Origin of the sequence: Halocynthiibacter sp. C4 (genome assembly GCF_028823805.1) — a bacterium.
Taxonomy (GTDB): Bacteria; Pseudomonadota; Alphaproteobacteria; order Rhodobacterales; family Rhodobacteraceae; genus Falsihalocynthiibacter; species Falsihalocynthiibacter halioticoli.
Map to the genome: position 1 here is coordinate 982,745 of NZ_JAPEIE010000001.1, position 22,609 is coordinate 1,005,353.

Annotated in this window: 19 protein-coding genes; 14 read left to right on the forward strand and 5 right to left on the reverse strand. The window is 55.7% G+C overall.

Annotated elements, in window-relative coordinates; genetic code table 11:
• Positions 1-43 precede the first annotated feature (43 nt).
• A complete protein-coding gene (locus OU789_RS04790) occupies positions 44-1,741 on the reverse strand; it encodes a peptide ABC transporter substrate-binding protein (RefSeq protein WP_274653768.1) in 1,698 nt (565 codons plus the stop codon).
• Between the two features lie 384 nt (positions 1,742-2,125).
• On the opposite strand from OU789_RS04790, the gene OU789_RS04795 reads away from it, so the two are divergent.
• The 3 genes from OU789_RS04795 to OU789_RS04805 are packed head-to-tail and all read left to right on the forward strand — an operon-like array spanning position 2,126 to position 6,340.
• Entirely contained in the window at positions 2,126-3,967 is a 1,842-nt protein-coding gene (locus OU789_RS04795; protein WP_274653770.1) for an ABC transporter ATP-binding protein, read from the forward strand.
• Between the two features lie 39 nt (positions 3,968-4,006).
• Entirely contained in the window at positions 4,007-5,170 is a 1,164-nt protein-coding gene (gene argE / locus OU789_RS04800; protein ID WP_274653772.1) for an acetylornithine deacetylase, read from the forward strand.
• Between the two features lie 3 nt (positions 5,171-5,173).
• Positions 5,174-6,340, forward strand: coding sequence for a M20 aminoacylase family protein (locus tag OU789_RS04805; protein WP_274653774.1), 1,167 nt, complete (start codon positions 5,174-5,176; stop codon positions 6,338-6,340).
• A gap of 91 nt (positions 6,341-6,431) precedes the next feature.
• Here the strand turns inward: OU789_RS04805 and moaA are convergent, their stop codons facing one another.
• Positions 6,432-7,436 (reverse strand): GTP 3',8-cyclase MoaA, encoded by a 1,005-nt coding sequence (gene moaA, locus OU789_RS04810; protein ID WP_263953574.1) that lies wholly within the window; start codon positions 7,434-7,436, stop codon positions 6,432-6,434.
• Between the two features lie 174 nt (positions 7,437-7,610).
• On the opposite strand from moaA, the gene OU789_RS04815 reads away from it, so the two are divergent.
• Complete coding sequence (locus tag OU789_RS04815; protein ID WP_274653776.1) at positions 7,611-9,233, forward strand: AMP-binding protein; 1,623 nt, start codon at positions 7,611-7,613, stop codon at positions 9,231-9,233.
• On the opposite strand, the gene OU789_RS04820 is transcribed toward OU789_RS04815, so the two are convergent.
• Genes OU789_RS04820 through glmU form a run of 3 tightly spaced genes read right to left on the reverse strand, consistent with a single transcriptional unit; the run spans position 9,205 to position 13,123 of the window.
• Positions 9,205-9,960, reverse strand: coding sequence for a DNA alkylation repair protein (locus OU789_RS04820; RefSeq protein ID WP_274653778.1), 756 nt, complete (start codon positions 9,958-9,960; stop codon positions 9,205-9,207). The genes OU789_RS04815 and OU789_RS04820 overlap by 29 nt on opposite strands.
• Positions 9,957-11,771 (reverse strand): glutamine--fructose-6-phosphate transaminase (isomerizing), encoded by a 1,815-nt coding sequence (gene glmS / locus OU789_RS04825; RefSeq protein WP_274653781.1) that lies wholly within the window; start codon positions 11,769-11,771, stop codon positions 9,957-9,959. Before glmS ends, OU789_RS04820 begins: the two co-directional genes overlap by 4 nt.
• Positions 11,771-13,123, reverse strand: a complete 1,353-nt coding sequence (glmU, locus tag OU789_RS04830) for a bifunctional UDP-N-acetylglucosamine diphosphorylase/glucosamine-1-phosphate N-acetyltransferase GlmU (protein ID WP_274653783.1) — start codon at positions 13,121-13,123, stop codon at positions 11,771-11,773. Before glmU ends, glmS begins: the two co-directional genes overlap by 1 nt.
• 145 nt (positions 13,124-13,268) lie before the next feature.
• On the opposite strand from glmU, the gene OU789_RS04835 reads away from it, so the two are divergent.
• The 10 genes from OU789_RS04835 (at position 13,269) to OU789_RS04880 (ending at position 22,607) form a co-directional block, all read left to right on the forward strand.
• Entirely contained in the window at positions 13,269-13,925 is a 657-nt protein-coding gene (locus tag OU789_RS04835; protein ID WP_274653785.1) for an HAD-IA family hydrolase, read from the forward strand.
• Positions 13,926-14,044: 119 nt separating this feature from the next.
• Positions 14,045-15,208 (forward strand): isovaleryl-CoA dehydrogenase, encoded by a 1,164-nt coding sequence (locus OU789_RS04840; RefSeq protein ID WP_274653787.1) that lies wholly within the window; start codon positions 14,045-14,047, stop codon positions 15,206-15,208.
• Positions 15,205-16,809, forward strand: a complete 1,605-nt coding sequence (locus OU789_RS04845; protein WP_274653789.1) for a carboxyl transferase domain-containing protein — start codon at positions 15,205-15,207, stop codon at positions 16,807-16,809. Before OU789_RS04840 ends, OU789_RS04845 begins: the two co-directional genes overlap by 4 nt.
• Before the next feature lie 13 nt (positions 16,810-16,822).
• Positions 16,823-18,781, forward strand: coding sequence for an acetyl/propionyl/methylcrotonyl-CoA carboxylase subunit alpha (locus tag OU789_RS04850; RefSeq protein WP_274653791.1), 1,959 nt, complete (start codon positions 16,823-16,825; stop codon positions 18,779-18,781).
• 6 nt (positions 18,782-18,787) lie between these two features.
• Positions 18,788-19,468 carry a glutathione S-transferase family protein gene (locus tag OU789_RS04855; RefSeq protein ID WP_274653793.1) on the forward strand — a complete coding sequence of 227 codons (681 nt, stop codon included), beginning with the start codon at positions 18,788-18,790 and terminating at the stop codon, positions 19,466-19,468.
• Positions 19,455-20,348 carry a hydroxymethylglutaryl-CoA lyase gene (locus OU789_RS04860; RefSeq protein ID WP_274653795.1) on the forward strand — a complete coding sequence of 298 codons (894 nt, stop codon included), beginning with the start codon at positions 19,455-19,457 and terminating at the stop codon, positions 20,346-20,348. The genes OU789_RS04855 and OU789_RS04860 overlap by 14 nt, the downstream gene beginning before the upstream one ends.
• Entirely contained in the window at positions 20,332-21,117 is a 786-nt protein-coding gene (locus OU789_RS04865) for a crotonase/enoyl-CoA hydratase family protein (RefSeq protein WP_274653797.1), read from the forward strand. Before OU789_RS04860 ends, OU789_RS04865 begins: the two co-directional genes overlap by 17 nt.
• 18 nt (positions 21,118-21,135) lie before the next feature.
• Entirely contained in the window at positions 21,136-21,525 is a 390-nt protein-coding gene (locus OU789_RS04870; protein WP_274653799.1) for a hypothetical protein, read from the forward strand.
• Positions 21,526-21,717: 192 nt separating this feature from the next.
• Entirely contained in the window at positions 21,718-22,083 is a 366-nt protein-coding gene (locus tag OU789_RS04875) for an NADH-quinone oxidoreductase subunit A (RefSeq protein WP_263953561.1), read from the forward strand.
• The gene (locus OU789_RS04880; protein ID WP_274653802.1) at positions 22,074-22,607 is read left to right on the forward strand and encodes a NuoB/complex I 20 kDa subunit family protein; all 534 of its coding nucleotides are present in this window, start codon (positions 22,074-22,076) and stop codon (positions 22,605-22,607) included. Before OU789_RS04875 ends, OU789_RS04880 begins: the two co-directional genes overlap by 10 nt.
• The last annotated feature ends 2 nt before the right edge of the window (positions 22,608-22,609 follow it).

Consider the following 22,609-nt stretch of genomic DNA (forward strand, 5'->3'; position numbering starts at 1 on the left):
AAAGGGGCGCCCGAAACTTACGGACGCCCCAATTCACATAGGTTTACTTGACGCGATGCCAGTCAGCTGCGTTCCACAGCTCGCTGTCCCAAGTATTGAGGATCACACCACCAAGAGTGTTGGAGTGAGCCGACACTCGGCCACGGTCCACAAGTGGAATGATGACATATTCTTGCATCAGCATGTCGTTCATAGCTTTGGCAAGTTCGGCACGCTCATTGATGTCGCCAGTCACAGCCATCTTGGCCACGAGAGCGTCATACTCTTCAGAGCAGAAGCGTGGCATGTTGTTGCCTTGCCACTGGTTCTCTGGGCTTGGAGCCTGCTTACACTCCCAGTTTGCCATATAGGACTCTGGGTCTGTGCCGTCGAAGTTGTTGGCGTACATTTCTACGTCAGCAAAGAACTTCTGGAATGTGTCAGGCGAACCTGGATCACCACCGAAGAACACGGACGCATCAAGGTTGCGAAGTTCGGTTTCAACGCCGATTTCGCCCCACCACTGTTTGATCAGAGCTTGGAAGTCCTGGCGCACAGCGTTTGTGGATGTTTGATACAGCATCGAAAGACGCACACCATCTTTGGCGCGGATGCCGTCAGCACCTTTCACCCAACCAGCGCTTTCGAGAAGCTCATTTGCGCCAGCAATGTCTTGCACAAGGCAGCCGTCGTTTGCGGTCGAGGCATAGATCGCAGGTGCAGGCAGCACGTTACAAGTTGGACGACCAGCAGCACCATAGCCGATTTCTGTCAGCAGTTCGCGGTCAATCGCCATGGAAAGCGCTTGGCGTACGTTCTTGTCTGTCAGGAACGGGTGTGGGTGCTTCTTGGTTGCACGCTCTTCGCCAAGCTCTGGCGATGGATCGGTGAGGTTCACCATGATCCGCTCAACAAGTGTACCGAAGCCTGAGACAACTTTGCCTTTGCCCTTGGCTTCCATGTTGGCAAGCACGTCTGGTGCAAGCTGAAGGTTCCACGCGTAGTCAAACTCGCCGGTTTCAAGAACCGAACGGCCAGCCGCGGTTGCGTCGCCGCCGCCTTTGAGTGTCGCTGTCGCAAACGCTGGTTTGGACGCATCACGGTAGTTCGGGTTTGCTTCGAGCGACACAACGTCATTCGGGCGGAACTCTGTGACGGTGAACGGGCCAGTGCCAATCGGTGCGAAGTTCTCTTCTGTACACTCAGGTGCCTTTGGGCCGAGGCAGTTTTCAAACTGCGCCTTTTGAAGGATCGGAGCTTGCGCGCCAACAAAGGGGCCATAAGGGAAGGGCTTGGAAACGCCGAATTTTACAATCGCTGTAAGTTCGTCGGGTGTTTCAACGTCAACAACATCATTGTACTTTTCGGACTGCGCACAGCCGCCGCCGTCTGCGGTACAGTATTCCCAGCTAAACTTAACGTCAGCAGAAGTAACTGGTGTGCCGTCAGACCAAAGAAGGCCTTCTTTCAGCTTCCACGTTACAGTTGTGAGGTCTTCGGAGACGCCGCCGTTTTCTACTGTTGGTACAGAGTCGACGAGCCATGGAACCATGTTGCCGTCTTGGTCATAGCGGGCGAGCGGCTCAATGACGAGGCTCGCGGCCTCAAGGTCTTTTGTACCGCCGGAAAGATATGGGTTCATGATCGATGGCGCTTGCCAATAGATGATGTTTACATGGCCGTCTGCGCCTCGTTCCGCCATGGCCATAGGGGCCATCGCAAATGCGGCAGCAGCGCCCAGTAGGGCTGTCTTCATTTTCATATTACTCTCCTTGTTGGATATGCGGACCCCGGCTTTCCGGATTTTTTGGACACGAGTTCTCGGACTCGCTTGGGTAGAAGCAAATTTCGTTTCATATGCAATAACGACTCACTTCGAGGTTCGATCCGCCATGCGGGGTAGTTCAGGGCAAATGTAAAAAAAAAGCAAGCGTGCCGTTGCCCGGTTTCCGTTGCGATAACGGTTGGATTTGTCAGAATGTCTGATTTTTCGGCATATTGTACGTTGTTGGGTGGTGATTTTAATCGGATTATCGAAATTCAAATGTGAATTGCCTCGAATTTTTCTGGATCAGGATTCGGGTTTGACTTTCGCTATTCTCGGCGCTTAGCGTGACGAGCATCCTGATATACGAGATCATACACTATGCTAGACAGCCACCTAATCGACGTTAAGAACCTTCGCGTAGAGTTTGAAACTAATAGCGGAATCGTAATTGGCGTTGAGGATATATCCTTTAGCATTGATCCCGGAGAGACCCTCTGTGTTGTTGGCGAATCGGGATCGGGTAAATCGGTGTCGTCGCTTTCGATCATGCGGCTTGTCGAGTTTGGCGGTGGTGAAATCACCGAAGGATCCCTTGAGTTTAACCGCGGTGCCGAAGGCGAGGTTGATCTTGCTAAGGTTGATCCAACCGACATGCGTTCAATCCGTGGTAACGAGATCGGAATGATTTTTCAGGAGCCGATGACCTCGCTCAATCCGGTATTTACCGTCGGCAAGCAGCTAACCGAAGGGTTGATTCTTCATAAGGGACTTAGCAAATCTGAAGCCAACAAACGGGCAATTGAAATCCTTAAAGACGTGCGGATTCCTGAGCCTGAGCGCCGCATGACGCAGTATCCGCACGAGCTTTCTGGAGGGATGCGCCAGCGCGTGGTGATCGCGATTGCAATGGCTTGCGAGCCGAAGCTGCTGATCTGTGACGAGCCAACAACCGCACTGGATGTGACCATTCAGGCCGAGATTCTTGCGCTCATTGACCGCCTTAAGCGCGAACATGGCACCGCTGTTCTGTTTATTACCCATGATATGGCGGTTGTGGCCCAGATGGCCGACCGGGTGATAGTGATGTATCGCGGGAACATGATGGAAGAGGGGCCGGTCGAGCAGATATTCGAGAATCCGCAGCACGATTACACCAAGTCGCTGTTGGCGGCCGTTCCGAAGCTTGGCGAGATGACGGGAAAGGCCTTCCCAGAACCAATGCGTATCCTCGGTGATGAGGATAAATACGAAGTTGTTATGGCCGCGGCCAAAGCAAAACAGGAAATCGCCGCGAAGGCGGGCGAGGTTCCGCCTCTGCTAAAGGTCAAGAACCTAACGACGCGTTTCCCTGTGAAGAAGGGCCTGCTGCGCCGTACTGTGGCCAATGTTCACGCTGTCGAAGATGTGTCGTTTGAGCTCAAACCAGGGGAAACACTATCGCTGGTTGGGGAATCCGGCTGCGGGAAATCCTCTTGCGGGCGGTCCATTCTACGGCTTGTTGAGCCACAAAGCGGCGAAGTAAACCTCGGCGGTGTTGATATTCTTGCACTCAGCCCCACAGAGTTGCGCAAAGCGCGCCGCGATATGCAAATGGTGTTTCAGGATCCCTTTGCCTCGCTCAATCCTCAAGTGCGGTTGGTCGATCAAGTAGCGGAACCAATGCGCAACTATAACCTCGCAAGTGGCAGCGAAGTGAACGACCGCGTGGCGAGCCTTTTTGATCGGGTTGAACTCCCACGCAGCTTCTTAAAACGATACCCGCATGAGCTCTCCGGCGGCCAACGCCAGCGGATCGCGATTGCCCGCGCGCTTGCGCTTAACCCGAAACTCGTTGTTGCGGACGAGGCCGTTTCTGCGCTTGATGTGTCGGTTCAGGCGCAAGTGCTGAACTTGCTCATGGAGCTACAGGCAGACCTCGGAATCGCGATGCTGTTCATTAGCCACGATATGGCTGTGGTCGAGCGTGTGAGCCACCAAACTGCGGTGATGTATCTGGGTCGTATCGTCGAGATCGGACCGCGCCAAGCGGTGTTTGAAAACCCGCAGCACAGCTATACAAAATCGCTAATGTCTGCGGTTCCTGTTGCCGATCCGCGCCAAAAGAAAATCGCCTCTGACCTCAAGTTCAAGCCGATCCCGTCGCCAATCTTTCCCGTGTCACACGAGGCGGCGCCTTCGGTCTATACAGAGGTCAGCAAAGGCCACTTTGTTCTTCAATAACAACGACCAAACGGCCGTTCCTAAAGTCTGGAAATCCTCATGGGAGAGCCTCTATCCGCGCGCGAGATTCTTGGTAAGCTCGTAAGCTTCAACACCGTTAGCAGCGAAAGTAACCTGCCGCTGATCGAGTGGATCGAGGGCTATCTTGAAAGCTTTGGCGTAAAGTCATTCCGCGTTTATGACGAGACCGGCCAAAAGGCCTCGCTCTTTGCAAATGTCGGGCCGGAGGTTGCAGGCGGCGTTGTGCTGTCGGGGCACACGGATGTCGTACCTGTTGTCGGGCAAGCGTGGGAGAGCGATCCATTCGAGATGGTCGAAAAAGACGGCCGTCTTTATGGGCGTGGTACCGCGGATATGAAGGGCTTTGGCGCTTTGGCGCTCTGGGCGGTGCCGCATATTCTTAAGTCGGGGGTAAAACGGCCAATCCAACTTGCGTTCTCCTATGACGAAGAGGTCGGCTGTTTCGGTGCGCCTCCGATGATCGAGGCGATGAAAGCGCTTCCTCCTGCCTCTGCAGCAATTATTGGGGAGCCTTCAATGATGAAGGTTGTCACGGGGCATAAAGGTAGCGTCGGGTATCAGGTATCGGTGCGAGGCTTCGAGGTGCATAGCTCTCTACTTCACACGGGTGTTTCCGCGATCATGTATGGCACCGAGTTGATTCAGTGGGCGCATGAACAGAACGCACTCTCTGCGAAAGCGACGCCGAATCCGCTCGCCGCGGATTTCGTGCCGCCCTATACAACGCTGCACATCGGTAGAATAAGCGGCGGCACGGCGCATAATATTACCGCCAAAGAGTGTCATTTCGACTTGTCGTTCCGCGTCGTGCCCGGGGAGTCTTTGGCCGATTGGGAGGCGAAGCTTCGCGCCAAAGCCGAGGAGATTTCAGAACGGATGCAGGCCATCCACCCCGACACCGGTATCGATATATCGCAAGGATACGCCGTTCCGCCGCTTGCGCCGGAAACCGAAGGCCAGTCCGAGCAACTCCTCCGCCACCTGACAGGCGATAACGCGACCAATGTTGTGGCTTACGCAACAGAAGCCGGACAGTTTCAGGCGGGGGGCTACTCCGCAGCTGTCTGTGGACCTGGCGATATCGCGCAGGCCCATCAGCCGAATGAATATTTAGAAATCAGCCAGTTGGAGGCCGGGGAGGCCTTTATGCTTCGGCTTATCCAACACTTAACACAGGACTAGACAATGCCCGTAAAGAACCGCTTCGCAGAACTTCTGCCCGAAATTACCGAATGGCGACGAGACTTCCACGCAAACCCAGAAATCCTGTTTGAAACGCACCGAACTTCGGCGCGGGTGGCGGAATTGCTGCGCGCATTCGGCTGTGATGAGGTTGTTGAGGGTATCGGCCGCACTGGGGTTGTCGGCGTTATCAAGGGCAAGACTGATACGTCTGGCAAAGTTGTGGGACTGCGCGCAGATATGGATGCGCTTCCGATCCTTGAAGCAACAGGCGTTGAATATGCGTCCAAAACACCAGGCGCAATGCATGCTTGTGGTCACGACGGTCACACCGCCATGCTACTTGGTGCAGCAAAATACCTGTGCGAGACGCGCAACTTTGACGGCACCACGGTTGTGATCTTCCAGCCCGCAGAAGAGGGCGGCGGCGGTGGCCGTGAAATGTGTGAAGACGGCATGATGGAACGCTGGAACATCCAAGAGGTCTATGGGATGCATAACTGGCCAGGTCATCCGCTTGGTAGCTTCGCAATTCGTAAAGGCCCGTTCTTTGCTGCGACCGATACTTTTGACATTTTTGTCGAGGGCAAGGGCGGCCACGCGGCAAAGCCACAAGAGGTTGTCGATACGACGATCATCGCGAGCCAGATCGTTTTGGCGATGCAGACAATCGCCAGTCGAAATGTGGACCCTGTGAAGCAAGTCGTTGTTTCGGTCACGAGCTTTGAAACCGAGAGCAACGCTTACAACGTCATTCCCCAGAAAGTGCATCTGAAGGGGACTGTACGGACGCTGTCAAACGACGTCCGTGACCTTGCCGAAGAGCGGATTAAAGCAATCGCTCCGCTCACAGCAGAGGCGCTTGGTGGGGTGGCCGAGGTTAACTATATGCGCGGTTATCCGGTGATGGTAAACCACGATACGGAAACCGAATATGCGGCTGAAGCGGCCAAGAAAATTTCTGGTGATTGCGAAGATGCGCCGCTTGTGATGGGCGGTGAGGATTTCGCCTTTATGCTCGAAGAACGCCCCGGCGCTTATATCCTCGTCGGAAATGGCGACACAGCAGCGGTGCATCACCCAGCCTATAATTTCGACGACAATGCAATCCCAGCGGGGTGTAGCTGGTGGGTTGAGATGGTCGAAAGCCGAATGCCTGCTGTCTCATGAGGTAAGCTAAGATTGATAGAAAAGGCCGCCCAATCTGGCGGCCTTTTTCTTTTTAAATCAAGCTATTGTGTTGTAAAGTTGATCTAAAGCTTTAGCCGCCGGTATGGCTCATGTGGCGGCTCATTTGCCCAGCCACTTCCTGTCGCGAATAGTCAAAATCATGGCCCTTGGGCTTGAGCGCGATCGCGGCGCGGATCGCTTCATTCAGCTTTGTATCGCTTTCGCTCGCACGCAATGGCGCACGGAGATCGGATTTCCCTTCTTGTCCCAGACAGGTGAAAATTTCGCCCGTGCAAGTCACCCGAACGCGGTTACAGCTTTCACAGAAATTATGTGTCAGCGGCGTGATAAAACCAATGCGTTGGCGCGTTTCCCCGATCCTGACATATCTCGCAGGGCCCCCGGTTTTGTCGGGAAGGTCGGCAAGGCTAAAACGTGTGGCCAGAGTTTCTCGTAAGTCTTCGAGAGACCAATATTGCCCGATCCGGTTTTCATTGCCGATATCTCCCATGGGCATGACCTCGATAAAGGTCAGGTCCATATCTCGTGCGGCGCAAAATTCGGTGAGGGTAAAAAGCTCGTCCTCGTTAAAGCCTTTAAGCGCCACTGTGTTCAGTTTTACTTTAAGGCCTGCCGCTTGAGCGGCCTCGATCCCTTCAAGAACCTGTGGCAAGCGGCCCCAGCGCGTAATCTCGGCAAATTTCGCTTCATCGAGCGTATCCAAAGAGATGTTGATCCGTTTCACCCCACAGGCAGCGAGCTCATCAGCATATTTTGCCAGTTGTGAGCCGTTGGTCGTAAGGGTGAGTTCGTCCAGCGCACCTGATTTCAGGTGCCGCGACATGGCTTTGAAATAGCTCATGATATCACGGCGCACCAACGGTTCCCCGCCCGTAATCCGAAGCTTGCGCACACCCAGCCCGATAAAGGCAGAAGACAGCCGATCCAACTCCTCGAGCGTCAGCAACTCTTTTTTCGGTAGAAAGGTCATTTGCTCCGCCATGCAGTAAACACAGCGGAAGTCGCAACGGTCCGTTACCGAGAGGCGCAGATATGTAATCGGGCGCAAGAAGGGATCGATCAATGGTGCGGTCATGCGGATAGCCTAGGCGTGGTGGTATTGAGGGGCAAGGGGGATTTATGGATGGTGGGGTGGTGCGCGGTAATATTTGCGCGATAACTGTCTGTCGGAATGGCGAAAACGCAATTGACGCTGGCGGACGCGGGCGGTTAACTGAACGCTCGTTCACAATCTCTGGGGAGGAGATGGATGCAAGAGCAGGATAAGCGACGATTGATCAAGGATTTCACAACGTGGGATGCTGTTGCGGCCGCATTTCGTTGGGATATTCCGCCGGTTATGAATATCGCTGAACTTTGCTGTACCTCTTGGGCCCGTAGCGCGCCGGATCAGGAGGCGATCGTCCATGTGGAGGAGGATGGAACCGAAACTCGTTGGACATATAGCGAGCTGGAAGAGGCTTCCAATGCGCTGGCCAATGCCTTTGCTGCAAAAGGTGTCGGAGAAGGGGATCGCATTGCTATCCTGTTGCCGCAGGATCCGGCGGTGATGATCGCACATTTCGCAGCCTATAAGCTTGGCGCGGTTGTGCTTCCGCTGTTTACGCTATTCGGAGAAGACGCGTTGCGGTATCGGCTTTCCGATAGTGGCACGAAGCTTTTGATAACGAGCGACGAAAGCCTTCCCAAGGTTGCCAAGATACGTTCTGACCTGCCTGCTCTTGAAACGGTTTTGACCACTGGCGATGCAACTGATTTTGAGTCAGTTTGGGATGAAATCGCAAAGCATCCTACTACATGTACCCCTGTCGAAACCCACGCTAATACGCCCGCGGTTTTGATTTATACATCCGGTACAACGGGCGACCCAAAAGGCGTTTTGCATGGGCACAGGTTCCTGCTTGGTCATCTTCCGGCCATCGAAGTGCATCACGACGGCTTTCCAAAACAGGGCGATTGCGGCTGGACGCCAGCAGATTGGGCGTGGATCGGTGGGTTGATGGATATGGCAATGCCCTGTCTTTATTACGGCGTGCCGCTTGTCTCGCATCGGATGCGGAAGTTCGACGCTGCCGCGGCCTTTGATCTGATGGCGCGGTATCGAATACGGAACCTCTTTATGCCGCCAACCGCACTCAAAATGATGCGCGGAGCGGACGTTCCTGTCGGCGTGGATATCCGCAGTATCAGCTCTGGCGGAGAGAGCCTTGGCGCAGACTTGTTGCAATGGGCAGAGGATGTTCTGGGCGCACCGGTGAATGAGATTTACGGTCAGACTGAGTGTAATCTGGTGGTTTCCGCATCAAAAACGCTTGGCAAACATATGGCTGGTGCTATGGGCGGTGCCGTTCCTGGTCATGAGGTTGCGATTATCGACGCTGACGGCACGCCAGTTCCCGCTGGAAAGATTGGCGAAATTGCGGTGCGCGCGCCTGATCCGGTGATGTTTCTGCGCTATTGGAATAAGCCCGAGGAAACAGAACGTAAATTCGTGAATGGCTGGCTGCGCACTGGTGATCTGGGAAGTTGTGATGCAGACGGCCATTTCCGCTTCTCCAGCCGAGATGACGATGTGATTACTTCCGCTGGCTATCGCATTGGACCGAGTGAGATCGAAAATTGTCTTTGCGCTCATCCATCGGTTGCCATGGCGGCCTGTATTGGAATTCCGGATGCACTGCGAACAGAGGTTGTAAAAGCATTCATCGTGTTGCGCGAAGGCGAGAGTGCTGATGGGCTAGAAGATGAGTTGATCGCTCGCGTCAAAGACAAGGTCAGTCCGCACGTCGCTCCGCGTTCCGTTGAGTTTATTGACGAAATGCCAATGACGGCGACGGGCAAGATTATGCGTCGGGCGCTTCGTCAGGCTTAGGGGCGTCAGCAGTCTCGACGTCTGGCTCTTTGAGCGGCGGTACTGTGTAATCACGCATGTGGCGCGTGGCTTCCTTCTGTGCGAATGGTTTCAAGCGCGGGCCATATTCATTCAAAAACGCCTGCGCGCGTGGCACATCGTGCTTTGACAGATCGCGCAGCCACCACGAAATCGCTTTTTGGATAAACCATTCCTTGTCCTCAACCAGCGTCGCAGCCCAGCCCAATACGCGTTCCCGTGCTTCGATTTCGGCGGGTTTCGGGAAATTCTGTTTGGTCCACGGCAATGTGATGACAAAGGCCGCGCGGCGCGTCCACATGTGATCAGATGCGATCCAAGGTTCTACCTCATCAAGGCGAGTGGGGTCGGCAACGAGGCGTTTTTGCCCCGCGATGCAAGCGTGATCGGCAATGGCCCATGCATTGAAATCTGGAACCCAGCTTTGAATAAGCTCCCACGCCTCTTCGTCAGGGCGCAGCCGCGCTTGGGTCAGCAATTTGGCGGCTGCTACACGTGCCTCGTGGATATCTGTGGCCCAAAGATCGCGGGCGAGGGCAACGCGTTCTGGAACGTCCAACGCCTTGCGCCACGCTTTGGTGCAGTTGTCGATATCGGGATTGGCAACCCCAAGATACTCTCGATCGGCCTTGTGATAGGCGCGCATTTCTTCGGCCTTGCCATCTTGGGCGTGGGTGCGAAGGTCGGATAGGGCGGCTTCTGGGGTCATTCTACGGTCACCGATTTTGCAAGGTTACGTGGTTGGTCTACGTCGGTGCCCTTGGCGATCGCCGTGTGATAGGCCAGTAGCTGCGCAGGGATCGCATAGAGGATTGGGGCGAAGACAGGCTCGATCTCCGGCATGGTGATCGTGCTCCAAACGCCTTGCCCTGCTTCAGCGATACCGGCGGCATCAGAGATCAACAGCACCTTGCCTCCACGGGCCATAACCTCCTGCATATTGGAGATTGTTTTTTCGAACAGAGCGTCGCGTGGGGCCATGACCACAACAGGAACATGCTTGTCGATCAGCGCAATTGGCCCGTGTTTCAACTCGCCACTCGCATAGCCTTCAGCGTGAATATAGCTGAGTTCCTTGAGTTTGAGCGCGCCTTCTAGCGCCAGTGGGAACATCGCGCCTCGTCCGAGGAACAGGATGTCTTGTGCTTCTGCAACGAGTTTGGCGGCTTCTTTCACAGCGTCGCCAACATTCAGCGATTGGCTCACCAGCGCGGGCGACTTTTGCAAATGGGAAAGGTAGCTTTGCACTTGCTCTGTGCTTTGCGCCCCACGGTCCGATGATGCCTTGAGTGCAAGCAAAAGCAGGAGCGACAATTGACACGTAAATGCTTTTGTTGAGGCCACTGAAACTTCGACGCCCGCCAGGATCGGAAGCGACATATCGCTATCCCTAGCCATGGAGCTTTCGGTGACGTTGACCACTGAAAGGATCGTTGCCCCTTGGGATTTGGCATATTGAAGTGCCGCCAGCGTATCAGCTGTTTCTCCCGATTGGCTGACGAATATCGCCAAGGTCCGCTCAGGCACTGGCGGCTCACGGTAACGGAACTCCGAGGCGATATCGACCTCGACAGGAATGCGCGCGATCTGTTCGAACCAGTACTTCGCAGTAAGACAGGCAAGATATGCTGTGCCACAGGCAACCATGGTCACGCGATCAAATGCGCTGAAATCCAGTTCAACAGGCAGGGTGATGTTGCCGTCTTTGATGTAATGGGCTTGTGCATCGGCCAAAACGACGGGCTGTTCCGCGATTTCCTTAGCCATGAAATGCTTGTAGCCGGATTTTTCGATGCGTGTTGCGTCGAGTTGAACCTGCTTGACGGCGCGCTCGACCTCGGCGCCGTCAGCGTCAAAAATTTCAACAGAGGTGCGGGTGATTACGGCGTGATCGCCTTCTTCAAGATAAGTGATCCGATCCGTCATCGGGGCAAGCGCGATCGCGTCGGAACCGACATACATCTCGCCTTCGCCATGACCAATCGCCAGAGGTGAGCCCTTGCGTGCTGCTATGAGCAGATCATCCTCGCCATCAAACAAGAAGCACAGCGCAAATGCGCCCTCTAGGCGGTTGATGGTAGATTTAGCAGCGTCAACTGGCGCTTGTCCTTGTTCAAGGAAGAACTGCGCAAGCGTTGCGACTGTTTCGGTGTCGGTTTCACTTTCGAAACTGTATCCTGCTGCAACCAACTCTTCGCGGAGGCTCTGGTAGTTTTCGACAATTCCGTTGTGAACCACCGCCACGCGGCCCGCTTTGTGCGGGTGGGCGTTGCTGACGGTCGGAGCGCCATGGGTGGCCCAGCGGGTATGACCGATGCCCGATTTTCCGGTAAGAGGGTTGTGAACAAGAGCGTCGGATAAGTTCACCAGCTTGCCTACGGCGCGCCGACGATCAAGTTTGCCATCGTCGACCGTTGCAATGCCCGCACTGTCATAGCCTCGGTATTCCAACCGTTTAAGCGCCTCGACCAATAGGGGCGCAACCTCATGCGTTCCCAATACACCAACGATACCGCACATTACGATTTACCACCCGATTTTTTGGCTTTTATTTGTTGCAATTTTTGAAACAATTTATCCGCAAGGCCCTCTTTGTTGATTTGCTTGCTGCGTCCTATGGCCAATGCGTCGGCAGGTACATCACTTGTAATCACCGAGCCGCTCGCCGTCATTGCGCGGTTGCCAACCTTTACCGGGGCAACCAGCATTGTGGAAGAGCCGATGAAGGCATCATTTCCAACGTCGGTGTGATGCTTCATCACGCCGTCATAGTTACACGTAACTGTGCCAGCTCCGAGGTTGGCGCGCGCTCCGATTGTTGCATCTCCGACATAGGTGAGGTGATTGGCTTTTGCCCCTTCGGCGAGGGTGGCGTTTTTGATTTCGACGAAATTGCCGACACGCACATCTTCGGAAAGTTCCGCTCCGGGGCGCAGACGGGCATATGGGCCAACGATCGCGCCGCGGCTGACGTGACAGCCCTCTAGGTGGCTGAACGCGCGGATGTGCGCGCCTGATTCAACGGTGACTTCGGGGCCGAACACCACGTTTTGCTCCACAACTGTATCGCGCCCAATGTATGTGTCGCGTGCGAAATACACCGTTTCGGGCGCAAGCAGCGTGACGCCGTTTTCAAGAGCTTCGACGCGTTTTGTGGCCTGAAATACGGCTTCGGCATTTGCAAGTTCGGCGCGGGTGTTGATGCCTAGGGTTTCGGCCTCCTCGCAGGTCACAACGCCTGCTGAAAGCCCGCGGTCGCGGGCAATTTTGACGATGTCGGTCAGGTAGTACTCGCCCGCCGCATTGTCGTTCCCAACCCCGTCCAGAAGCGAGAACAAGGTTTCGGCGTCAGCAGAAATAACGCCGCTATTGCAGAGTGTTACCGCGCGTTCCTCATCAGTTGCGTCCTTGAACTCAACAATGCGCTCAAGGTAATCGCCCTTTGTGATTAGTCGGCCGTAGCGCGCAGGATCCGCAGCTTCAAACCCAAGGACCACGACGGTGTGGGTTTGGCGCGCTGCTGCCATCTTGGAAAGCGTTTCGGGGCGAATGAACGGTGTGTCGCCATAGAGAACGAGCGCATCACCCGTGAAATCAGAAAGGGCCGCGCGGGCCTGCAAAACCGCGTGGCCTGTACCAAGTTGCTCCTCCTGAACCACCACGTCAGATACGCCAAGGTCTTCGGCTTCTGCGCGCACAAGATCAGCCCCATGTCCGGCAACAACAATCCGGCGGTCGACATCCAGTTCCTCAGCACTTGCCAAAGCATGCTCAAGTAGCGTTGCACCGCCGATTTTATGTAGAACTTTTGGCAAATCCGAATTCATACGGCTGCCCTGACCGGCGGCCAGTGTAATAAGGGCTGTTGGCATTTAATGTCTTTTCTGTTGTGGTCGCGGCGGAATGTTCCCCCGTTTTATCGCTCAAAGGGCGCGGGGCAAGGGGCAAAATGTTCAAATAGCTTTACAGGATGTTACAGGGATACGCTGAAAATTGCCAAATAATAGAAAAAGATGCGTGGTTTTTGACCTCGACGGAACGCTTGCCGATACCAGCGCCGATCTGATTGCGGCGGCGAATTATTGTTTTCAAGGTTTGGGGCACGGCGATGTGCTTGATCCCGTTGCAGATGCATTGACAGCATTTCACGGAGGGCGTGCAATGCTGGCGCTTGGGTACGCGCGCGTTGATCCTGAGGGAGCTGAGGCGGGGGTTCCTGAGCAGTATCCTGTATTGTTGGAAGCATATGGGCGAGAGATTGATCGCCACACACGGCTTTATGATGGTGCAATGGATGCGGTAGAGGCCCTGCGAGGGCGCGGCTTCGCGGTTTCGATTTGTACCAATAAACCTGAAGGGTTGGCAGAGAGCCTGCTGTCGCGACTGGGTGTGCGCGATGCGTTTGATGCTTTGATTGGTGCTGACACCTTGCCCACACGAAAGCCGGATGTTGCCCCGTATCACGCGGCCGTAACACAGGCAGGCGGAGAGGTTGAGCGTTCAATCTTGATTGGCGACACAGTGACAGATCGTGACACTGCGCGCGCTGCTGGTGTGCCGATTGTGTTGGTTGGATTCGGCCCGACGGGCGAGGCGGTTTCGGCCCTTGAGCCTGATGCATTGCTTGCGCATTACCGCGACCTTCCCGACCTCGCAGAGGCACTGCTGCCTTAATTTTCAAACGCTTCTCGGAGTTCTTGCCTGTCGTCTTGCGAAGGATTGACGCGACTCGCTCTGTGCTATTAAATGAACAAGCGTTCAATAAATGCGCGATCAGGAAATGGGAGAGAGCCGTGTTCACCGCAACTATGACGTTTGACTTGGGCGAAGAAGTTAATGCGCTGCGCGAGATGGTGCATCGTTGGGCGCAAGATCGTGTGAAGCCGATGGCGGCCGAAATTGATGCCAAGAACGAGTTTCCACCGGAGCTATGGCAAGAAATGGGGGAGCTTGGCCTATTGGGGATTACCGTGCCAGAGGAGTTCGGCGGCGCGGACATGGGGTATCTGGCGCATGTGATCGCGGTTGAAGAAATCGCGCGTGCCAGCGCCTCTGTGAGCTTGTCATATGGGGCGCACAGCAACCTTTGTGTGAACCAAATCAAACTCAACGGCACACCAGAACAACGCGCAAAATATCTGCCCAAACTTATCTCCGGTGAACATGTCGGCGCGCTTGCTATGTCTGAAGCAGGGGCGGGGTCTGACGTTGTGTCGATGAAGCTGCGCGCCGAGAAAAAGAACGGCTACTATACCCTGAACGGTACGAAATTCTGGATCACCAACGGGCCCGACGCAGATACGCTGGTGGTTTACGCGAAAACGGACCCGGATGCCGGCAGCCGTGGAATGACTGCATTCCTCATCGAAAAAGATATGGCGGGTTTTTCAACCAGCCCCCATTTCGACAAGATGGGGATGCGCGGCTCCAACACGGCCGAGTTGATTTTTGAAAACGTCGAAGTGCCGTTTGAAAATGTGCTGGGCGAAGAGGGCAAAGGCGTACGCGTTTTGATGAGCGGGCTTGATTACGAGCGCGTTGTGCTCTCGGGTATCGGAACGGGGATTATGGCCGCGTGCCTTGATGAGGTGATGCCCTATATTTCGCAGCGCAAGCAGTTTGGCGAGCCTGTTGGGAACTTCCAGCTCATGCAGGGTAAAATTGCGGATATGTACACCAAGATGAATTCCGCGCGCGCCTATGTTTACGAGGTGGCGCGGGCCTGTGATCGCGGCCAAGTTACGCGGCAAGATGCGGCGGCTTGTGTGCTCTATGCGTCCGAAGAAGCGATGACCTGTGCGCACCAAGCGGTACAGGCCATGGGTGGCACGGGCTTTATGAACGAAAGCGCCGTGAGCCGTATTTTCCGTGATGCAAAGCTGATGGAGATCGGTGCGGGCACCTCCGAAATTCGCCGGATGCTCATTGGTCGCGAGATGATGGGAGCGATGTCGTGAAGCTGGTCAGCAAGGCGATAACAGCAGGGGAGGACTTCGAGGCCAACCGCGCCGCGCATCTAGAGGCGCTGGGCGTTGTATCCGAGGCGGCTAAGCTGGCTGCTGCTGGCGGCGGGGAGAAATCCCGCGCACGCCATGTAAGCCGTGGCAAGATGCTGCCGCGGGAAAGGGTGGCGAACCTGCTTGATGCGGGCAGCGATTTTCTTGAGGTCGGTGCAATGGCGGCCCATGGCATGTATGATGGCGCGGCCCCCTGTGCGGGCGTGATCGCGGGCATCGGCAAAGTCATGGGGCAGGACGTAATGGTCGTTTGCAACGATGCCACCGTAAAAGGCGGCACCTATTACCCAATGACCGTCAAAAAGCACCTACGAGCACAAGAAATCGCCGCGGAATGTCGGTTGCCCTGCGTCTATCTTGTGGATTCCGGTGGTGCGAACCTTCCGAACCAAGACGAGGTCTTTCCTGATCGGGATCATTTCGGTCGTATTTTCTATAACCAAGCCAATATGTCGGCGGCGGGTATCCCGCAAATCGCCGTGGTGATGGGCTCATGTACGGCAGGTGGAGCTTATGTTCCGGCGATGGCTGACGTGAGCATCATTGTCAAAGAGCAAGGCACAATTTTCCTTGCCGGTCCTCCGCTCGTGAAGGCGGCGACGGGCGAAATTGTGTCGGCTGAAGATCTGGGCGGTGGCGATGTTCATACGCGCTTATCAGGGGTTGCGGACTACCTCGCGGAGGACGACGCTCATGCGCTCGCCCTAACGCGTCAGGCCATTGGCAACCTCAACATAACCAAGCCTGCAACGGTCAGCTGGCAATCGCCGGAAGAGCCAGTTTATGACCCAGAGGAGCTTTTGGGGGTGGTACCCGCTGATCTGCGCACGCCCTACGACATCCGCGAAGTGATCGCGCGTGTGGTCGATGGTAGCCGCTTTGACGAGTTTAAAGCACGGTTTGGCGAAACATTGGTCACGGGGTTTGCGCATCTTGAAGGCTGTCCCGTTGGCATTATCGCCAACAACGGGGTGTTGTTTTCCGAAGCCGCGCAAAAGGGTGCGCATTTTGTGGAACTGTGCAGCCAACGAAAAATACCGTTGATATTCCTGCAAAATATCACTGGCTTTATGGTTGGTCAGAAGTACGAGAACGAAGGGATCGCGCGACACGGCGCCAAGCTGGTGACGGCGGTTGCCACAACGAGCGTGCCAAAGGTGACGATGGTTGTTGGCGGCAGTTTCGGTGCTGGCAATTACGGCATGGCGGGACGCGCTTACCAGCCCCGTTTTATGTGGAGTTGGCCCACAAGCCGCATTTCGGTGATGGGTGGGCCACAGGCCGCTGGCGTTCTGGCCACCGTGAAGCGCGACGCGATTGAGCGCGGCGGCGGAAGCTGGAGCGCGGAAGCAGAGGCGGCGTTCAAGCAGCCCACAATTGATATGTTCGAGGAGCAGAGCCATCCGCTCTATGCCTCTGCACGGCTTTGGGATGACGGCATTGTCGATCCGCGCAAAACGCGGCGGGTTCTCTCGCTGTCGCTGCGCGCGGCCCTAAACGCCCCAATTGATGACACGCGCTTTGGCGTGTTCCGCATATAGTTTGGAGAGCAGCATGTTTGCCAAGATTTTGATTGCGAACCGCGGCGAGATTGCCTGTCGTGTTATTGAGACCGCCCGTACGATGGGCGTTGGCACGGTGGCGGTTTATTCCGACGTCGATGCGGGGGCGCGACACGTGGCGCTGGCTGATCAAGCGGTGCATATCGGTGCGGCGGCACCCGCCGAAAGCTACTTGCGCGGTGATGTGATTATTCAGGCCGCTCTTGATACGGGCGCGGAGGCGATCCATCCCGGTTATGGATTTCTGTCGGAAAACCCGCAGTTTGTAGAGGCTGTCGAGGCAGCGGGCCTTGTTTTCATTGGTCCCTCTGCCAAAGCAATCCGCGCCATGGGCCTTAAGGATGCGGCTAAAGCTTTGATGGAAGAGGCGGGCGTTCCGGTTGTTCCGGGTTATCACGGCAGCAATCAAGATAGCGCCTATCTCGCCGAACAAGCAGCACAGATAGGCTATCCCGTTTTGATCAAAGCCGTAGCGGGCGGTGGTGGCAAGGGGATGCGCCTTGTCGAGAAGGAAAGCGAGTTTGATGCCGCTCTGGCCTCTGCGCAGGGCGAGGCAAAAACGGCCTTTGGCAATGCTGATGTGCTTATTGAGAAATACATCACATCGCCGCGCCATATCGAGGTTCAGGTTTTCGGCGACGGCACGGATGCCGTGCATCTATTCGAGCGCGATTGCTCGCTCCAACGGCGGCACCAAAAAGTGATCGAAGAAGCTCCTGCACCGGGTATGACCGAGGATGTGCGTGCGGCAATGGGCAACGCTGCTGTTCGTGCGGCAAAGGCGATTGGCTATGCGGGCGCAGGTACGATTGAGTTTATCGTTGATGGCTCGGATGGGCTGCGAACCGATGGCTTCTGGTTCATGGAAATGAACACACGTTTGCAGGTCGAGCATCCTGTGACCGAAGCAATTACAGGCGTTGACCTTGTGGAATGGCAATTGCGTGTTGCATCAGGCGAAGGGCTTCCGGCCTCACAGTCGGACCTTGCAATAAAAGGCCATGCGTTTGAGGCGCGGCTCTATGCCGAGGATGTGCCAGCGGGGTTCCTTCCTGCAACGGGTACGCTCTCGCATCTTGAATTTCCCCAAGATGCGCGGATTGATACCGGCGTGCGCACTGGTGACGAAATTTCGCCGTGGTACGACCCGATGATCGCGAAACTTACAACACATGGCCCAACCCGCGCCGTTGCGCTCAAGCAGTTAGAGCAAGCCCTGACGCGAACAGAAGTGGCCGGTTCCGTGACGAACCTTGCTTTTCTAACCAGCCTTACCCGCCACAAAGGCTTTCGCGCGGGGGTTGTCGATACCGGCCTCATTGGGCGTGATCTTGAGCATCTCGCAGAAGAGCCGGTGGCCTGTTCTCGTACGCGAGCGCTGGCAGCACTGGGCTTTGCTGGTCTCACCGAGGCCGTTGGCGAAGTGGTAGATAATGAGAGTGCGGGCTTCACTCTTTGGGAGCCTGTGCCGCAAACGATAACATTCCTTTACAACGGCGAGGAAATCGCTGCGCGGATCACCACGCTTGCTGCTGGCGAGCATCGCGTCGAGCTCGGAGAAACCGCGCATAACGTAACGCGCCGCGCAGGTATCTGGTTTGTTGATGGAGCCAAAACTCGAGCACGGGTACGACGATTTGGTGAAAGCCTAAGCGTGTTCTGGGGCAATGGTTATGTCTTTGAGGCGATTGACCCGCTGGCGCGCGGCGGCGCGGCGGAGGAGGGCGGCAATATCGTCGCGGCACCTATGCCCGGGCTGCTTAAGGCGGTGTTTGTCAAACCCGGCGCTAAGGTGACTGAAGGTGATCGGCTCGTAATTCTTGAAGCGATGAAAATGGAACATAGCCTCTTGGCTTCGCGGGACGGTGTTGTCGCTGATGTGTTGTGCGGCGAGGGCGATCAGGTGGTCGCGGGCGCTCCGCTTATTCAACTTGAAGAGGCGGAGATCTAAAGCGGCATGACCGACATAACCCTACATCATGCGCCGCAAACCCGTTCCATGCGGAGCCTTTGGCTGTTGCACGAGATCGACCGCGCTATTGGGTTGCCGTTTCTAGTTGTGGAGCATCCGTTTGGTAAGAACCTGCGTTCGCCGGAATACCTCGCACTAAATCCTGCGGGGCGGGTACCAGCGCTGGAGATTGGCGGCCAGACGCTTTTTGAAACTGGCGCGATCACCGAGTATCTTTGCGAGCAGTATCCTGAAGCGGGACTTGGATGCGCTGCAGGGGATTCAGAGCGCGCGGACTGGCTTATCTGGGTGCATTTTTCTGAAACGATTAGCCAGCACGCAGCAGCCCTGACGCAGCAGCATATCGCGCTCTACGAGGACGAGATGCGCAGCCTGATTATCATGAAGCTTGAGGCCGCGCGACTTAAAAAATGCTATGCGGCGCTTGAGGCGCGGCTTGAAGGGCGGGATTACGTTTTGGACCGTGGGTTTTCTGCGGCGGATATCTCGCTCGGGCAAGCGTTGTATATGTCCAAGCACTTTGCATCCACGGATGAATTCCCGAACATAACCGCATGGTACACCCGCCTTTCCGAACGCGCGGCGTTCAAGGCGAGCTTGCCCGAAGCGGGTGGGCAGCTATTGTACCAAAAGGATTTTTACGAGGTGCCAGATGTCGGGGCTTGAATCGGATAAGGTCGAGATTTTCGAGGCTGGGCCCCGCGATGGGCTTCAAAACGAGAAATCTGTCATCTCGACGGCTGACAAGATTGCCTTGGTGGATTGCCTGAGCCGAGCAGGGTTCAGGCGGATTGAGGTCGCCAGTTTTGTGTCGCCCAAGTGGGTGCCGCAGATGGCGGATTCGGCTGGGGTCTTGGCGGGGATTACGCGCGCTGAGGGAGTTTCCTACGCCGCACTTACGCCAAATATGCGCGGGTTCGAAGGCGCTGTTGCCGCTCGTGCAGATGAGATTGCGATTTTCGGAAGTGCCAGCGAAGGGTTCAGCAAGGCCAACATCAACTGCACGATCGCAGAAAGCCTCGCTCGTTTCGCTCCTGTTGCCGAGGCAGCAAGGGCCAAGGGTATTCCGGTTCGCGGATATATCTCTTGCGTTGTCGAATGCCCCTATGACGGGCCAACAGCGCCGGAGCAGGTTGCACGCGTTGCGGCGCAGTTGCTGGCTATGGGCTGTTACGAAATTTCGCTTGGCGATACGATTGGGCGCGCAACTCCAGAGGGCGTAGATACCATGCTGGCCGAAGTTCTTCGCGTTGCGGGCGCCGATCAGCTTGCGGGCCATTTCCACGATACATCGGGTCGTGCGCTTGAGAATGTAACCGTTGCGTTGGAGCGCGGCTTGCGCGTGTTTGATGGCGCGGTAGGAGGGCTTGGCGGCTGTCCTTACGCGCCAGGAGCGGCAGGGAATGTTGCGACAGAGGCTTTGGCAGCACATGTTGCCGCATTGGGCTATGACACGGGGCTGCATGAAGCCGTTTTGCTTGAAGCAGCACAACTGGCGCTAGCGATGCGTGGCCCGAAGGAGGACAGCGATGTTTGCAACACTTGAGATTTCCATGGATGATCGCGGCGTCGCCAACTTGGCGCTTGCGCGGCCCGAAAAGCACAACGCGCTGTCAGAGCAATTGATCACCGAGCTGACCCGCGCGGCAAAGGAACTTGGCACGGATAAATCGGTGCGCGTTGTTGTTCTATCTGGGCAGGGGAAGAGCTTCTGCGCGGGCGGTGATCTGGCGTGGATGCAACAACAGATGGCGGCAGACGCAGACACACGCAGACGCGAAGCAGGCAAGCTTGCCTATATGCTTCAAGCGCTGAATACGATGCCCAAGCCGTTGATCGGGCGCGTGCACGGCGCTGCGTTTGGCGGCGGTGTGGGTATGGCCTGTGTCTGTGATGTAGCGATCGGCGTTGAAGGGGGCAAGTTTGGCCTTACCGAAACCAAACTAGGACTTATCCCCGCAACCATAGGTCCCTATGTTCTGGCACGCATGGGCGAAGCGATGGCGCGGCGTGTCTTTATGAACAGCCGGATTTTTCAAGCCGAAGAAGCAGTCGAACTCGGCATTCTTGCGCGGGCCGTTGCACCAGATGCTTTGGATGCTGCGGTTGAAGCCGAGGTTGCGCCATACCTTTCTTGTGCGCCGGAGGCGGTCGCCGCAGCAAAAGCGCTGACACGGCGCTTCGGCCCGCCGATTGGCGAGACGGAAATCAATGCAAGCATTGATGCGCTGCTCGGCTGTTGGGACGGAGAGGAAGCACCTGAAGGTATTGCCGCTTTCTTTGAGAAGCGGCCGGCAGCTTGGGTAGTGAAATAACAGGGCGGTAACTGCGATATGACACCGGAAATCGCCGCTAAAATTTATGCAATCGCGATGATTCCACCCGTGGGTCTACAGATTGCTTTGATTTTCGGTGCGCCTTGGGGGCACTTAACGATGGGCGGGAAGTTTCCAGGAGTATTACCGCTGCGTGTTCGTTGGATCGCAGCACTTCAGATCGCCGTTCAAGTCACGATGACATTGGTTGTGTGGCAGGCTGCTGGGTTGCCGTTGCTGGCAATTTCAAACCTCACTTTTCCTGATTGGGCTATTTGGATTGTCTTGGCGCTGTCGGTGTTGAGTTGCATCGGGAACTGGGCAACGCCAAGTCGAATGGAAAGATACCTTTGGGGGCCGACGACTTTGGTTTTACTTGGGTGCGTTACCGGCGTGATCGTTCTGTGAGGCGATAAAACTGAACGGTGTTTCGTCTTAATCCTGATTGTTTTTATCAACTTAAAGACGCCTAAACTGCGGCAAATAATCCGCAAAAACAATGTGAAAGTGACCCTCGCCTCGGTTGACCAAGGCAAGAGGCAAGAGTAAACCACGACAAGCTATTAGGCATGTGCACAGGCACAACCAAAGGAGCCATACGTGGAAGAGCTGCTAAGAGAATACCTCCCCATCCTTGTTTTCTTGGGAATCGCCATTGCGCTGGGGGTCGTCTTGATTCTCGCGGCTGTGATCATCGCGGTGCGTAACCCTGATCCGGAAAAAGTGTCGGCCTACGAATGCGGATTTAACGCATTTGATGATGCCCGCATGAAGTTTGATGTACGGTTCTATCTGGTTGCGATCCTCTTCATCATTTTTGACCTCGAGATTGCCTTCCTCTTCCCGTGGGCAGTTGCATTCAAAGATGTAGGGCTGGTTGGTTTCTGGTCAATGATGGCGTTCCTTGCGGTTCTGACAATCGGCTTTGCCTATGAATGGAAAAAAGGAGCTCTGGAATGGGACTAAGTACGTCGCCAAACCAAGCGGGCGTTGACAAAGACGTCGCGACCCAAGCCCTGAACGCAGAGCTTCAGGACAAAGGCTTTCTGCTGACATCTAGCGAAGACATCATCAATTGGGCGCGCACAGGCTCGCTGCATTGGATGACATTCGGGCTGGCATGTTGTGCGGTCGAGATGATGCACACAGCGATGCCGCGCTATGACGTGGAGCGTTACGGCTTCGCGCCTCGGGCTTCTCCGCGCCAATCCGACGTGATGATTGTTGCCGGCACTCTGACCAACAAGATGGCTCCTGCGCTGCGCAAGGTTTACGACCAGATGCCAGAGCCGCGCTATGTAATTTCAATGGGCTCCTGCGCTAACGGTGGCGGGTACTATCATTATTCCTATTCCGTTGTGCGCGGATGCGACCGGATCGTTCCGGTTGATATCTATGTGCCGGGTTGCCCGCCCTCTGCTGAGGCGCTGATGTACGGCATCCTGCAACTACAACGCAAAATCCGCCGCACCGGCACGATCACGAGGTAGGC

Bases quoted from the DNA above. Each gene is read 5' to 3' on its own strand.
- OU789_RS04790 (WP_274653768.1), bottom strand. From the start codon at position 1,741: ATGAAAATGAAGACAGCCCTACTGGGCGCTGCTGCCGCATTTGCGATG.
- OU789_RS04795 (WP_274653770.1), top strand. From the start codon at position 2,126: ATGCTAGACAGCCACCTAATCGACGTTAAGAACCTTCGCGTAGAGTTT.
- argE (WP_274653772.1), top strand. From the start codon at position 4,007: ATGGGAGAGCCTCTATCCGCGCGCGAGATTCTTGGTAAGCTCGTAAGC.
- OU789_RS04805 (WP_274653774.1), top strand. From the start codon at position 5,174: ATGCCCGTAAAGAACCGCTTCGCAGAACTTCTGCCCGAAATTACCGAA.
- moaA (WP_263953574.1), bottom strand. From the start codon at position 7,436: ATGACCGCACCATTGATCGATCCCTTCTTGCGCCCGATTACATATCTG.
- OU789_RS04815 (WP_274653776.1), top strand. From the start codon at position 7,611: ATGCAAGAGCAGGATAAGCGACGATTGATCAAGGATTTCACAACGTGG.
- OU789_RS04820 (WP_274653778.1), bottom strand. From the start codon at position 9,960: ATGACCCCAGAAGCCGCCCTATCCGACCTTCGCACCCACGCCCAAGAT.
- glmS (WP_274653781.1), bottom strand. From the start codon at position 11,771: ATGTGCGGTATCGTTGGTGTATTGGGAACGCATGAGGTTGCGCCCCTA.
- glmU (WP_274653783.1), bottom strand. From the start codon at position 13,123: ATGCCAACAGCCCTTATTACACTGGCCGCCGGTCAGGGCAGCCGTATG.
- OU789_RS04850 (WP_274653791.1), top strand. From the start codon at position 16,823: ATGTTTGCCAAGATTTTGATTGCGAACCGCGGCGAGATTGCCTGTCGT.
- OU789_RS04855 (WP_274653793.1), top strand. From the start codon at position 18,788: ATGACCGACATAACCCTACATCATGCGCCGCAAACCCGTTCCATGCGG.
- OU789_RS04860 (WP_274653795.1), top strand. From the start codon at position 19,455: ATGTCGGGGCTTGAATCGGATAAGGTCGAGATTTTCGAGGCTGGGCCC.
- OU789_RS04865 (WP_274653797.1), top strand. From the start codon at position 20,332: ATGTTTGCAACACTTGAGATTTCCATGGATGATCGCGGCGTCGCCAAC.
- OU789_RS04870 (WP_274653799.1), top strand. From the start codon at position 21,136: ATGACACCGGAAATCGCCGCTAAAATTTATGCAATCGCGATGATTCCA.
- OU789_RS04880 (WP_274653802.1), top strand. From the start codon at position 22,074: ATGGGACTAAGTACGTCGCCAAACCAAGCGGGCGTTGACAAAGACGTC.